At 47.9% G+C, this 13,722-nt stretch carries 13 protein-coding genes and 1 tRNA gene; 6 read left to right on the top strand and 8 right to left on the bottom strand.

The genetic code is table 11. The features are described 5' to 3' along the window. Positions 1 to 390: 390 nt before the first annotated feature. Positions 391 to 711 (top strand): hypothetical protein, encoded by a 321-nt coding sequence (locus ABLV75_RS13540; RefSeq protein WP_004099830.1) that lies wholly within the window; start codon positions 391 to 393, stop codon positions 709 to 711. Between the two features lie 363 nt (positions 712 to 1,074). Here ABLV75_RS13540 and ABLV75_RS13535 read toward each other — a convergent pair whose 3' ends face one another. Genes ABLV75_RS13535 through ABLV75_RS13525 form a run of 3 tightly spaced genes read right to left on the bottom strand, consistent with a single transcriptional unit; the run spans position 1,075 to position 3,892 of the window. Then, positions 1,075 to 1,788 carry an MgtC/SapB family protein gene (locus ABLV75_RS13535; protein ID WP_004099822.1) on the bottom strand — a complete coding sequence of 238 codons (714 nt, stop codon included), beginning with the start codon at positions 1,786 to 1,788 and terminating at the stop codon, positions 1,075 to 1,077. 31 nt (positions 1,789 to 1,819) lie between these two features. Beyond that, entirely contained in the window at positions 1,820 to 3,055 is a 1,236-nt protein-coding gene (locus tag ABLV75_RS13530) for an MFS transporter (RefSeq protein WP_004099821.1), read from the bottom strand. Between the two features lie 12 nt (positions 3,056 to 3,067). Further along, positions 3,068 to 3,892: an MBL fold metallo-hydrolase gene (locus tag ABLV75_RS13525; protein ID WP_004099819.1), complete on the bottom strand. Its 825-nt coding sequence runs from the start codon at positions 3,890 to 3,892 to the stop codon at positions 3,068 to 3,070. A 333-nt stretch (positions 3,893 to 4,225) separates the two neighbouring features. Here ABLV75_RS13525 and ABLV75_RS13520 point away from each other — a divergent pair, with 333 nt between their 5' ends. Next, the gene (locus ABLV75_RS13520) at positions 4,226 to 6,400 is read left to right on the top strand and encodes an extracellular solute-binding protein (RefSeq protein ID WP_004099818.1); all 2,175 of its coding nucleotides are present in this window, start codon (positions 4,226 to 4,228) and stop codon (positions 6,398 to 6,400) included. A gap of 282 nt (positions 6,401 to 6,682) precedes the next feature. Then, positions 6,683 to 7,369: a Crp/Fnr family transcriptional regulator gene (locus tag ABLV75_RS13515; protein WP_004099815.1), complete on the top strand. Its 687-nt coding sequence runs from the start codon at positions 6,683 to 6,685 to the stop codon at positions 7,367 to 7,369. A gap of 32 nt (positions 7,370 to 7,401) precedes the next feature. Here ABLV75_RS13515 and ABLV75_RS13510 read toward each other — a convergent pair whose 3' ends face one another. From ABLV75_RS13510 to deoD, 3 genes are all read right to left on the bottom strand, one after another. Next, positions 7,402 to 8,223: an outer membrane protein OmpK gene (locus tag ABLV75_RS13510; protein WP_004099814.1), complete on the bottom strand. Its 822-nt coding sequence runs from the start codon at positions 8,221 to 8,223 to the stop codon at positions 7,402 to 7,404. 84 nt (positions 8,224 to 8,307) lie between these two features. After that, positions 8,308 to 9,471 carry an MFS transporter TsgA gene (gene tsgA, locus ABLV75_RS13505; protein WP_004099812.1) on the bottom strand — a complete coding sequence of 388 codons (1,164 nt, stop codon included), beginning with the start codon at positions 9,469 to 9,471 and terminating at the stop codon, positions 8,308 to 8,310. Between the two features lie 35 nt (positions 9,472 to 9,506). Further along, positions 9,507 to 10,214: a purine-nucleoside phosphorylase gene (gene deoD, locus ABLV75_RS13500; RefSeq protein WP_004099810.1), complete on the bottom strand. Its 708-nt coding sequence runs from the start codon at positions 10,212 to 10,214 to the stop codon at positions 9,507 to 9,509. Between the two features lie 548 nt (positions 10,215 to 10,762). Here deoD and ABLV75_RS13495 point away from each other — a divergent pair. Beyond that, the gene (locus ABLV75_RS13495; protein WP_257020572.1) at positions 10,763 to 10,894 is read left to right on the top strand and encodes a hypothetical protein; all 132 of its coding nucleotides are present in this window, start codon (positions 10,763 to 10,765) and stop codon (positions 10,892 to 10,894) included. A gap of 347 nt (positions 10,895 to 11,241) precedes the next feature. On the opposite strand, the gene ABLV75_RS13490 is transcribed toward ABLV75_RS13495, so the two are convergent. Both ABLV75_RS13490 and ABLV75_RS13485 read right to left on the bottom strand, forming a co-directional pair. Continuing rightward, the gene (locus tag ABLV75_RS13490; RefSeq protein WP_004099802.1) at positions 11,242 to 11,925 is read right to left on the bottom strand and encodes a hypothetical protein; all 684 of its coding nucleotides are present in this window, start codon (positions 11,923 to 11,925) and stop codon (positions 11,242 to 11,244) included. Between the two features lie 234 nt (positions 11,926 to 12,159). Beyond that, positions 12,160 to 12,236: transfer RNA gene (locus ABLV75_RS13485), tRNA-Arg, on the bottom strand. Positions 12,237 to 12,578: 342 nt separating this feature from the next. Between ABLV75_RS13485 and folD the strand changes: the two genes are divergently transcribed. Further along, the gene (gene folD, locus ABLV75_RS13480; protein WP_004099791.1) at positions 12,579 to 13,445 is read left to right on the top strand and encodes a bifunctional methylenetetrahydrofolate dehydrogenase/methenyltetrahydrofolate cyclohydrolase FolD; all 867 of its coding nucleotides are present in this window, start codon (positions 12,579 to 12,581) and stop codon (positions 13,443 to 13,445) included. A gap of 1 nt (position 13,446) precedes the next feature. Further along, positions 13,447 to 13,659 carry a ribosome-associated protein YbcJ gene (ybcJ, locus tag ABLV75_RS13475; protein ID WP_004099787.1) on the top strand — a complete coding sequence of 71 codons (213 nt, stop codon included), beginning with the start codon at positions 13,447 to 13,449 and terminating at the stop codon, positions 13,657 to 13,659. Positions 13,660 to 13,722 lie beyond the last annotated feature (63 nt).

The raw sequence follows: 13,722 nt of genomic DNA, 5'->3' as shown, positions 1-13,722 counted from the left end.
TCACCATTTTTTATTTAATTGGATTCTGTGTGCCGTTTCAAATTCTTTGCGCCAAATGAAACAACAACCAATACTTTTGAATGAACTAGAAATAATCTATAACAAAAAATTACATCATGCATTAATTAACCATGCCCGATACCTATTAAATTTATTTAAAAAAACTTTAAATCTCGCACAAAAATCGCTTTTAAAGTTAAAACAATGGTTATAAGAAAATGATAATTAATTTCTTACGCCTGATATGTTTATAATTATTGATTAGTAAATCTTCCATTGCAGTAATCCTTGCCTCCTTATATATTTTAAAAAGTAGTTTCCCGGCACTCAAAGCGAATAATATGTAGATTTTAATTTAATGATTAAACAATAAGTAATAAGAGGCATATCATGTACAGCTATCGTTGGGCCAAATTCCTGGTTGCTGGCGCAAAATATAATGACAGTCATTTCCTGCTGGTAGAGTTTTATATTCATCACGAACTCGATGGCGTCATTAAACCAGGCATTTGCAGAAACAGACAATGGGTATTAAGCCAATTAGTTAATGGTTCTACTTTATTTACTTTAAATCAAAACAATAATAAATGGGAAAAGAAGGATAGAATAATTCTCAACCAAGTTGCTGGTAGATATTATATTAGGACGAATCCCTCTCCTCATCCCGGCGATGATATAGGCTATCATTTTACTCAAGGCTGTATGATATAAATGAAAAACTTGTTTTATCAACTACAGGTATAATGACAATGTGGAAAATATGTTCGATTCTGGATATTATTCGCAGTAGCAATGAGAAACCATTGATAATAATTGTTAACGACAGTATGCATCTCCGACTTATCAGACCCTCTCTCTCATGTGAGCAAATCAGGAAGATAAGCATCGAACAACTTGAGGAGATCATCATCAGAGAATTGTAACGTACTGGGCTGACGCTAAATTAGCGCATTAATCATTTTAATTCCTCATTTTCACTATCATTACGCTTACCAATACACCCGATATCGGGTGTATTGGTACCGCCAACGTGAAAGAGAACCAGCGGCCACATAATTTACATTTTTATACTAATCAATGTTCAAGGGCAAGCGCGCAGACATGCTCAACATGAGACAGATCGTGGTATAAGTCAGGTAAGGTCATTTTCTGGCGAATAACCATTTTCAAATTAACCTCAATCTTTCCCTTTTTAAGGTCTCTAATCGTAATATTCTCGATAATATTTTTTTGCTGATGGATACGGCTTATCAGCTTTTCAAGGGCCCCTCGTTCATCAAGAACCACCCGTACTTTCACTTTTCCGGGGAACTGATTTTTAGTTTGCAGGAATATAATGAACGGGCTTAATTTTATCGCCAATAAGAACAAACCCGTGGCGAAAAAAGCATGAAAATAAAAACCGGCGCCGCAGGTAATTCCAACCCCGGCTGATGCCCAGACAATGGCCGCCGTCGTCAGGCCTGAAATAGCATCGTCGTGTCGATGCAGAATCACTCCCGCCCCCAGAAAACCGACGCCGCTGATAATCTGGGCCGCCAGGCGCATCGGATCGCTACGAATGTTCATCGAAATTTCAGCATAGTATTCCGCCGACTGTATTGAAACGATGGTTAACACACAGCTGGCGACAGACAAAATGACGCAGGTTTTGAATCCGACAGGTTTCCCTTTCGATTCTCTTTCCAGGCCAATGATGCCTCCCAGAATAAACGCAATGCTGATTTTGACGATGGTCAATAACGGAAACCATCCGTGATCGACGATCGTGGCGGCCAGATTATTCATATCATTACCTTAATGAAAGATCCGTTATCAATCAGGAGTTCGCTTTCTTCAATGCGAGATCCGTTTTGCGTTTTGACAGATCGTCGCGGAAGAAAATCAGGAAGAAGACGCTCACTACCGCGGCGACACCGGCTGAAACTAACCAGAATGTTTCCCATTGCGGTAACGCTTCCGGCCCTTGCTCTGTCACGGTACTGTTAAAAATCTGCCCGCAAACGGTAGAAGCAAACAGCAGCCCGACGCCGTTGGAGACGATAAACCTCAAGCTTTGCGCCTGCGCTTTGATCTCTGGCGCGGCTTTGCGGTCAACATAAATATCGCCGACGGTAAAGAAAAAGTCCCAGCAGAATCCCTGTAACATCAGGCCAATCAGCACAAACATCATGTTGGCATCCAGCGAGGCATGAGCAAACAACAGCGTGCGGATGATCCAGCAAACGGCCCCCAGCATCAGCGTGATTTTAAAGCCGGCTTTTAGTAAGAAGAACGAAAGCAGGAACATGAAAATCACTTCGCAGGCAATCCCGATCTGCATCATTGATGCGGCATTTTCGAACCCCAGCGCTTTCAAAAAGACCGGAATATAGGCGGAATATGCGGTTTTGGGGATCATTAAGACAAAGATACTCAGCATCAGCACGCTGAAGCTACGATCTTTGAAGAGTGCCAGAGCATCGAGACATAACAGATCGCGCAGCACAAAAGCGTTTCCTTTTGCTTTTGGCGGCGTATTCGGCAATGTGAAGCAATATAAGCCCAGGACGACGCCGGAAGCTGCCGCAATATACCAGGTAACGGTGTTGCCGGAATAGCCCATTTCACCAATGATAAAGCCGATTGCCATAAAGCCGAAGGTGCCAAAAACGCGGATGAATGGGAAATATTTAACCCCATTGATATGGCTGAAACTGATACTGTTAGCCAGCGCCGTTGTCGGATAAAACAGCAGACCGACCAGGAAAATCATGGTCAGCGTCATGCCGGTATTTTGCGCTTCAATAAATTGCGGAACAAACAGCAGAACGCCAGCATTGACTAAGTGCAGGATCGCCATGACCTTTTGTGACGCAAAGAAGCGATCGGCCACCATACCAATAAATAACGGTGAAATAATTGTCGCTAATCCGAGCAAGGCATAGGATGAGCCGATTATGGTCGCCATTCCATAGGTACTTAATACCAGCCCCATGGTCATATTCCAGGCGCCCTGCATAAAGTACTGTATGAACATCATAATTAACAGGCGTGGTGTTTTATTAAGGTCCATATTGCATATCCTTTATTGGTTAATGCTCAGGTTAAGCCCGTCCCAGGCGACAAGAATGTTCTCTTTATCGCATGCTGCTACTAGCTCATCGTGCAGGAGACCGCCGCTGTGTGAAATATGCGAGACGATAAGTTGACTTGTTTTCTTCAGGCAGCCCAGTTCCGCCAGTCTGTCTCTGGCAGCGAACACCGTTTCCAGACTCATATGGTTATTGGTACGATTTTCTCCATTAAAGCCGTAAGTACACTCCAGAACGGCCAGATCGATTTTTTTGCCTTCCAGCCACTGCCAGGTGAGCTCAGGAAACCAGCCAGAGTCATGACCGTAAAATATTGACTGGCCCTCTTTTTCGATAAACCAGGTATAACAAAGCTCCCATTTAGCATGGTTAGCCAGCAGCGGAGTTATCCGATAACCACGGGTTTCTACGGTGACGAAGGGCACCAGGCAATGAAAGGCAAAGCGCTCTGCGCTAAAGCCCGGCAAAACCTCTGCCGCACCGTTAATCGCACGATCGTTACCAAAGATATTCAGCGGATGGGTAATCTCAAATCCGTAACCCTCCATTCGGCTGAAAAGATCGCCGACGTTGAAATGATCGGGATGAGTATGGGTAAACAGAAGCGACCTGATTTCAGTTGCGTCCATGTCGTCGCGCAGCAGCTGCTGGCTAAATTCCGGCGCGACGTCAATCAACAGTTGATCATCAATAATCGCGGAAGAGTGTGTACGAATGTCTTTTCCCTTACGTATACGGGCTTGCTGACAATGCTCGCAGCGGCAAAACGGGTTAGGTATCCCTTCAGACGCTGCCGTTCCCAGAAAATGGATCTTCATGATTTCCTCTTATCACTAACAGGTTGCTGTTTTTATCATCAGAAATGTAATCAAACGTAATTGGAACGTGTCAATTATGATTCTGCCGTTTAACAGGAACAACGATCTTTTTTCCCAGAAGTGATCCCCTTCAAAAACTTATTGTATTTATCTTAAATTTCAACAAATTGTCATTTCTACTACATGGTTACTCGTCTCAAGCCGGAAAAGATTAATATTTTTAATGTCTATAAATCACACAAAATTATTTTGTAACGTTCAAATAACACCGGCAACGATAGTTTTCAGCGGTATGCCGTGCTAGCATCAACGCATGAGGGTAAGGATTAAAATATGCCAACAATCAAAGACATAGCAAAGATAGCCGGTGTGTCACACGGCACTGTCTCGAACGTACTTAATGGCAGAGGAAATGTCAGCGTTGAGAAGATTGAAGCGGTTCAACGAGCGGCTAAGGAAGTGGGCTATCAGTTAAATGCGCAGGCGCAATCGTTAAGAGCCAGTAAAAGCCAGGGGGTGGCGCTGCTGCTGCCAGACATTAATGCGGAGCAGTATTACCAGCTTTACCGGGGCTTACATCAGGTGTGTCAGCCATCATTAAGCGAACCGCTGGATCTTTACCTGACCAACGATCTGCCCAACCTGGAACTGGAGATTCTGCAAACGCTGGCGGCAAAATCTTACCAGACCATTGTTACCGTCAGCTGCCTGAGCAATAGCCAACCTTATTATGAAATGCTCAAGCTGCCCGCGGAACAGATCCTTTTTGCGTACCGACAACCTGCCGGAGCTGACAACTATTTCAGCCTCGATTACGTCACTGCGGGTGAACACCTTGCGAGAAGAGCGCTCGCGCAGCGGCCGGGCCATATCGGTATCTTCTGCGAACCCCTTGAATATGCTCATAGCGCATGTTTTATTCAGGCGATACAGGAGACCTGCCGGACAGTCAGTCCGCAGACTAAGCTCACCGTTTTATCCTCGCAGGCGGGCGAGTCTAACACCGTAGCGTTTGATTTTTTCCGCGGCGTTGCCCCCGATATTTTCATCACTCAGGATAGTGATAAAACGCGAGCCGTGACGCAGGCAGCCTGGTTTGGTAGCGCGCAGTCATGTCCACCGATACTGCAGTTGAGTGATAATCTTCCGGCAGCCTTCGACGGCGTCACAAACTACCAGATGGACTATGGTCGCCTGGGTACCGCCATCGCTTCCCATATTCGCCAGCCTAAAAAACAGGTAACGCATCGAATTCTGACAAATAGCGGATTTTCATTAGATGGCCAATCCGTCCAGCCGCCTGAGACCGAGGCGACGCTGAATATGTTAATTTTGCCCAGCCCCTCAACCGATGCGCTGAAAAAACTGTTACCTCACTTTTATCGTCAGACCGGTATCAAGGTAAATCTTGCGGTTTATCCTTATGATGAAGTGTTTGAAATTCTTTCCCATCTTCATCTGCATCCCTATTACGATCTCCTGCGCATCGATATGGCCTGTTTTCCCTGGTTTGCAGAAAAAGCGTTATTGCCGCTGGAGTCGATTTCCCCTGCGCTGCCGCAGCTGCTGACTCATTTTTCTGACCAGATTCGACAGCACTTCAGCATGGTGAATGGCACCGCGTGGGCCATCCCCTTTGATGCCAGTATGCAGCTCCTGTTTTACCGACGCGATCTCTTTGAAGATGCGACGATAAAACGGATGTTCTACGAAACGACGGGAAAAGAGTTAACGCTACCCGAAAACTTTGCGCAATTTGATGAGTTAGCGGCTTTCTTCAGTCGCCAGCATCAGCCGGATAACAGACTGCGCCCGATGGGCACGGCGGTGACCTTAGGCAGCTCAGGGCTTATCGCCACGGAATATCTGCTGCGTTACTACGCGCTCGGCGGACGTCTGGTTCGCGAAGGCGAACCGGTTCAACTGGAGACTTCGCTTGCCGCTACGGCGCTTGAACAGTACCTGCAACAGCTCTCCGTCGCCGTGAATCTCTCAGGAGAATGGTGGAGTGACGCCGTTAAGCAGTTTGAGCGCGGCAACCTCGCCATGTTGATCATGTATCTCAATTTGTTCAATGACGTCGCGCATAGCCCTATCGCCCCCACTATCGGCTATGCTTCAGTCCCGGGACAGCTTCCACAGTTGGGAGGGGGATCCATTGGGATGTCCCGCTACAGCAAAAAGAAAAAACAGGTTGAGCAGTTCTTCAACTGGCTTTATTCCGATGAAATTGCGCGTCATCTGGTTCTGCTCGGAGGAAACTGCGCCTGGTCAGGGGTTTGTCACGATCAGAACGTCCTTAACCTTTATCCATGGTTTAATTTATTGAATGAAAAGGGCATGGTCGGGATAAGAGAGTCGCAGGGTACGCAGGGTAAGCCTTTCAACCTGCGCCAGGCAGAAATTATTATCGGCCAGGGCGTGACGAACGCGATAAATGGGATTATGGATGTCTCTCAGGCCGTGGAATACATTAACAGGCGAATAAAAAATGAAACCGGCGCCTGAGGCCAGGAAAACGAGCGTGCCATTCACCGTTTTTCTTCAGGCGTGCCCCGGTGTCCTGGCAAAATGCTGTTTTAGCTGCGGCTGCGCCCGAGACGAAGCGCAACCGCATGGATAGCGTGTCAATCCACTTCCAGGATGCTCTCTCTGCAGCGCAGGCGCGACATCCAGTTATTGATATTTTTTAACACGGCGATTGAGTAGAATGCGCCATTAACGTCATGTCATCAGCCTCTACTAATATCATTCAAAAGCAGGGATTCGCTTCTTTACAGATAGCAAAATATGCAGCTTAAACCACTCACCAAAGGTCGTTTTCATAGCATTTGGCAACAGGATGATGCATTTATCGAGAGAACGTTTCGCGAGCTACTCTCAGATAAGCAGCTTATTGCCGAAAATGAGCATCTTTATCATCAGGGCCAGGTTGTTGACCGCTTAATCATGGTCGAATCGGGCAGAATATCTCTGCGTTACAGCGCGGAAAACGGCCGTCGCTTCCAGCTGGGTGCAATGGAATGCGATGAGCAACTCTTTGGTGAAATGGAGTTTTTCACAGGCTATCGCTGTCAGCTGGATATCGTAGCAGAGGAACCACTTACCGTTGCGGTATGCAGCTGCGAGCGGCTCGAAGAAGCATTGAATCAACATCCTAAACTGGCGATATTTTTTGCCAGCGCCATGGCGGTAGACTACCAGGATATGCTGGAAATCTTCTTGCATCGCATGCTCTACCCCATCGTTCATAATGTTGCCTATGACCTCTACCGGCAGCACCTGAACAAACAGCCAATGGATGGATTCAGTAAGAATTATCAGGAAGCGGAAAGATTCGGCACCACCGACCGCGTTTATCGCCGCGCGGTTAAAGCGCTGATTGATGCCGGACTGGTAGTACGAACTAAACAAGGCATTGCAATTCAGGATCTTGATGGGTTGCGGAAGTTTCTCGGCAACGATATTGCTGAATGACGCGCCGGAGACGGCGCGCCATTCATATCCAATTAAAACTTCCAGGTGAGACTAAAGTAGTGCCCAAGCCCGGTTGTACGGCCTGCGCCGCCGTGGTTTTGCATCAACGCCATATTGCGGAAATATTTCAAGCCGTAACCTACGGCATAATTTTCCGTATGCCAGTAGATACCGTTATACCATTCAATCGCATTGTTACTGTAAAGCGACCGATCGCTATTTTTATTCGCCGCAAACTGATAATCGAAATACCCCTGGTAATTTAAATAGCTACCATTGGCAAACTGGTAAAAGGGGGTTGACCAGTTCGTGGAGAACATATATCCGTCCCACTTGCCTTCGTTTTCGGCGCCATAGTTTTCCCGTACATAGTGAGCATAGACGTTCATCCCTACCATCCCGAACCACGGGACTTTCACATCCGTACCAAGCCCTATATAGTGCTCAAATAATTCGCGATCGCCAATGTTATTGACCGTTGCGATATAAAACTCGTTGAATGGGCCGACGGATAAATCTTTGTTGAAAATGGCATCCAGTGAAAAACGCGGCGATATCTTAGCAAAAAAGTTATCTCCGCCATGGCGATCGTCATGTTTACTGTCAAAGATGTCAAAAATATCAACATAGCCGTAAAGATCGACAATACCCGAGCGCGCGCCAAACTCAAGTTCAAGATAGGTATCGTTGCGAATTCCGTATGGGACTTTAGCATCCACGCTCTGCATAAGATTCATTTGCATCCAGCTAAAGTCATTCTTTCTGATATTGCCGTCACGATAGTCAGCTGCTATTGCCTGAGAACAGCCAACGCTAATTATCATTGCTAATAATGTTTTTTTGGCATTAAACATATTCCATTCCTTTGATAAAACCTGAGCCTTATTACTCCTGCAATGGAGCAATTCCGCAAAGTTAAACTGAAAAGAGAGATGGTTTTATTGTACTACTTTACGTTTTAATTTAAGGGTAGCCACCAGCATGACAAAAATAATGAAATATAAAACAGGTATCGCATACATGATTTTCTGCAGTCCCATCGTTTTTTCCATTAACGCGCTGATCGCCGGGCTAAACATGGCGCCCGCGCTTCCGCTAATTAATATATAAGATACATTTTGACTGCTGGCGCGTTTAACAAAGGATACGCCATAGGCAATAAACGAGTTGTAAAGCGCTGCACATACAAAGCCATAGCTGTAAGCCAGGTAATCTAAGCCAGAAAGCGTTTCTTTAGTGACGATAATCGTCGTAATGACGCAGGCCAGTAAAATAATGCTCAACAAAAAATAGTGTATCTTCACCCGGGCGACAATACCGGTTGAAACTAATGCCCCCACCAGCGCAGCTCCCCAATATTGAGTAATGATGTTTCCAGCCTCTTCAAAGGGAATGCCAAATTTGTTTTTCACAAACAGCGGCGCCCATGTCAGGAAGGTATAAAGCGCCAGCATGCCAAGAAACAGGCCAATCCCGCCGCTGATAATTCCAGGGTTCCATTCGGATTTTACCGCGTCTGAGGGGCCCGAAGAGGGCGCTGCTTCACAGGCATTGAAGCGGGTCAGGGCCACAATCCCCAGCGTGACAAGCGCCACCATACCGACGCTCAGGTAACTGTAGCTCCATGACATGTTGTGCGTCAGGGCAAAGGTGGTGATCAGCGGGAAGATCACGCCCGCAACGTTGAAGGTGGCATCCTGGACCACCAGCATCGTGCTCTGGATACGGTCCTGCCAAACGGAAACCACGATGGTACCCGCTACGCACAGGCCAATGCCGCCGCAGAGCCCCACCAGGGTCATCGCCACCATAACAGACCACAGTTCACTGCTTACATGCATCGCCAGCGCGCAAAGGAAAACCACGGAGTAGATCATCAGCGTCATGCGTTTTACGCCGATTTTTTCAATAAGGAAAAATGCCGCTATCGTCCCTGCCAGGGCTCCTCCGTTGAGTAAAGAGAAAATAGACGCAACCGCGTTGATATCCGCATTATAATGCTCTGCAATGGGCTCAATCAGCATGCCAAACTGGCTGGCAAACCCCGCCATAATAAAGTTCGCCAGAAAGCTAATTAGGGTAAGTGAGAGTTTATTTTTCATATAAAACACCCCTGCTGGTGTCAATTGAACAAGAGCTAAGCTGTAATCGCCGTATTCAGAGACAGCTCGATCATATTATTGAAAGTTAACTGCCGCTCTTCAGCTGTGGTCTCTTCTCCGGTGAGGCAATGATCGGAGACCGTTAAAATGGCAAGAGCTTCAATTGCAAACTGATGAGCTAAGGCATAAAGACCGGCAACTTCCATATCAATCCCCAGCACTCCAAACTTCTCCAGCGCAGGGATCAGATTTTCATCCGGGTCGTAATAGAGATCGCCGCTAAAGACGTTGCCAACTTTTATATCAATGCCACTTTTTTGCGCAATCAACCATGCCTGATGCAACAGTTTAAAATCAGCGGATGTCGCCATTGAATAACCTGAACTGCGTTTCAGGTTGGTGATAGAATCTGTTCCGGCGGCAACAGCCAATATAATGTCACGCATTTTAACATGCTGCTGAGTCGCCCCCAGGCTGCCTACGCGAATGATTCTCTTAACGCCAAAGTCATTAACCAGTTCATGGGCATAAAGCGTCATTGATGGTATTCCCATTCCATGTCCCATCACCGATACAGGCTGCCCGAAATAATAACCTGTGTATCCCAGCATATTGCGAACGTTCGTCACTTCCCGATAGTCCAGCAGATAATTTTCAGCGATAAATTTAGCGCGCAAGGGATCGCCAGGCATAATAACAGTTGAAGCAAAATCGCCGGATTTGGCATTAATATGTGCAGTCATAACAGCTCCAGAATTTTATTAGTGAAGATATGCTGAAAGTGTATCCTGCGGTAAGTCAGGTACGGAGGACAAAAGTCCTGCTCAAACGATCGGCTTCTCATTTTTGAGAGTTATTCTTTTAAGCGGCACGAATATCCCGGCTTTACAAATAATAAAAAGACGCATCCGCATATTCGGAAAAGACAGCTCCTTTTGCTACATAGATCCGGGGACGTTCTGAAACGATTGTTATTCTCGATACGAAGCCCTCCTTCTACTCCCTTGAGATTTACGCCAGGGAATAATGAAGCGTGGCCCACAGCGCTATAATAACGTCCGGATTCAGAATAATAATAAGATGAAAGCCCCGGCTTTTCTGCCAGGGCTTTGTCAGCACTCTGCGTCCTTAAGGAAAAAAACCGGACTCAGTAATAGTACACGTAGGGCCTGGAGCGATGAGGAAATAAGATCCCGTCAGGATCGCCTCCTTTCATGATTCGCCGGAGCGCTACGAACTCCTTCGCCCGACGGGGTCTGGTCATAAACATACGCGTCCAGGTCGACGGGCAATGACAAGTGTTAAAGTCGGGCCAAAGCCAGGAAGCGCGATGACGATGGTGCATCATCTTTCCTTCGAACCCTGGATAGCCAACATGGCAATGTGGTTTGGGTTTACCGTTACGATCGCGGTCTCTTCGTGAATTAAAAACAGACATTAAAGGTTCCTGCTATGGATAGTTACCTCATATGTCCTCCTTATATTTTGCCTGCGCGCGCTGCTCCTGTATGCCTGGTCCGTACCAGTCACGCTTGTGCCCACACATCCAACAGGAACAACAACATGGAGTGGTATAGTGGCGCCCCTGATCTTTTGGACTGCCGTTACGCACAGCGTTGTCGTTTCGCCGTTTATGCCTCATGCGACGCATGTGATGGCGTCGTTCCGCACGGGTTCTTGCCATGGTTCTTCCTCATATTGAGCGCGGTCATCAACCGCGTGGATATGAAGAAAGTCATTTTGGCGTTCAATGGGGCCATATTGACTCGCTCAGGATGCCTCGTTAAGCGGTTTGCAGTAGATATTGTCAATGTAGTGGACAAGGGCAGGCACGTCAGAAAACCAGTTTTGTTCTCCGCGAGCGAGAAAATCAGCAATAGCGCTTTCAATTACACTCCGACTGAGCACTTCAGCGTCAACCACCATTTTCAAGCCGATTCCTGCTGCGTAGCCCGGCAATATGCGGTAACCGCAATAAACTGGCGGTGGATTAGTACGCGCAATTTCTCGCGCACGTTTATCGGCAAAATCACTTATGGATAATCCCTCAAGCTGCGAGTCATTCCGTTGAGGCTTTCGTCCCCATGTATAGCTAATCGTTTTTCCATCGCGATTAATATCTGGTATGAAATCGAGATGCATTGCCTGACGCTGGCTGGCAGCGTCAAGCCGCAATAGCGCCTCATTGAAAGCAGCCTCTTCTATCTCATCGCTAAAAGCCACATTCGCCGTGATGATCTCCGCATTCCAGAAAACGGCTGGGTCACGACCAAGAAAAACTATATCGCTCCAGGTCCAGCCCCCGCTGGCAACTGCCGCATCATGTTCGCATTCGTCATAGAAGACGCCGCCCCAGACAGCACGCTCTTTGTAGATAAGATTTTTGATTTTGAGAGTCGCGCTCCGACGTTTACGGCGCGAAAGTGAGGTGAAGAGAACATGATTGCGGGCCATGGGTATCTCTGCGAATTGTCGCTGGGAGAAATCCAGCTGCACAGAATACAGGGGAGAGATTTAAAGTAAAAGATTTTTGTGCTGGTCAAAACAACGTAGTGTTCCGCCAGCAGATAGGGCTGAATAATGGCTAAGCAGGCAGAATAATAAACGACCTTATCGCACAGAAATCAGCCAACCTACTGAATTTAGGGCATAAAAAAAGACGTAGAATAACGTCTGTTTACTGCAAAATGGTACGCCCTACAGGGTTCGAACCTGTGACCTACGGCTTAGAAGGCCGTTGCTCTATCCAGCTGAGCTAAGGGCGCATTGAGAAGCGGGAGCTTCGTGATGTGCAATCGCCGGAATTATACGGTCCACGCCTGATGAGTCAATGTATTTTGCCGCGAAACTGCGGTTGTCTGTGCAACCTGCCTGGTTTAGCTGCGAAAGGAGTATAAAGTTTATTCAACCTTATGTTTATGCACGGTAACTTTGCTTTCGACTCCATGCGCTTTTTGGCTCCGCTCGCGGCAGGATTATGCAGGGATTGCAGCGGTCGCCTTACCAAAGCAAGATAAAATCTTAAACGAAGACTGACAGCGAGGCTGGCTTCTGACAAAATATCGCCATCCCCCTTTCGTAAAGATACAGATGGAATCCTCTCTCTGATGGCAGCAAAAATTATTGACGGTAAAACGATTGCGCAGCAGGTACGCTCTGAGGTTGCGGAAAAAGTGAAGGCTCGCGTGGCGGCCGGATTTCGAGCACCAGGCCTGGCCGTCGTGCTGGTCGGCAGCAACCCGGCATCGCAGATTTATGTCGGCAGCAAGCGCAAAGCGTGTGAAGAGGTAGGCTTCGTCTCCCGCTCGTACGATCTCCCGGAAACCACCAGCGAAGCAGAGCTGCTGGAACTTATCGACACCCTGAATGCGGATAGCGCTATCGACGGCATCCTGGTTCAGCTGCCGCTGCCCGCCGGCATTGATAATGTCAAAGTGCTGGAGCGCATTTCGCCGGACAAAGACGTTGACGGTTTCCACCCGTATAACGTTGGCCGCCTGTGCCAGCGCGCCCCGCGCCTGCGTCCATGCACGCCGCGCGGGATCGTCACGCTGCTCGAGCGTTACAACATTGATACCTACGGCCTGAACGCGGTGGTCATTGGCGCCTCCAACATCGTCGGACGCCCGATGAGCATGGAGCTGCTGCTGGCAGGCTGTACTACCACCGTAACCCACCGTTTTACCAAAAACCTGCGTCATCACGTTGAAAACGCCGATCTGCTGATTGTGGCTGTAGGTAAACCGGGCTTTATTCCGGGCGAGTGGATTAAAGAAGGCGCGATCGTGATCGATGTCGGGATTAACCGCCTGGAAAGCGGCAAAGTGGTTGGCGATGTCGTTTATGAAGATGCCGCCGCGCGCGCGTCGTACATTACGCCGGTTCCCGGCGGCGTCGGCCCGATGACCGTAGCCACCCTCATTCAGAACACGCTGCAGGCGTGTGAAGAGTATCACGATATTCAGGAGGCCTGAGATGGCGAATTTTTCTTTAGGCAAACACCCGCACGTTGAACTGTGCGATCTGCTGAAGCTGGAAGGCTGGAGCGAAAGCGGTGCGCAGGCTAAAATCGCTATCGCCGACGGTCTGGTCAAAGTCGACGGTGCGGTGGAAACCCGTAAACGCTGTAAAATCGTCGCCGGTCAGACGGTCAGCTTTGAAGGTCAGAGCGTTACCGTTACCGAGTAACAGGTTCAGGCGCCGCAACCGGCGCCTGTCCCCCCATCCCGACAGATGGTCTCTCGTTTTCCT

Origin of the sequence: Klebsiella sp. CN_Kp066, assembly GCF_040065135.1 — a bacterium.
GTDB lineage: Bacteria > Pseudomonadota > Gammaproteobacteria > Enterobacterales > Enterobacteriaceae > Klebsiella > Klebsiella oxytoca.
This window is presented reverse-complemented; position numbering and strand designations above follow the sequence as displayed.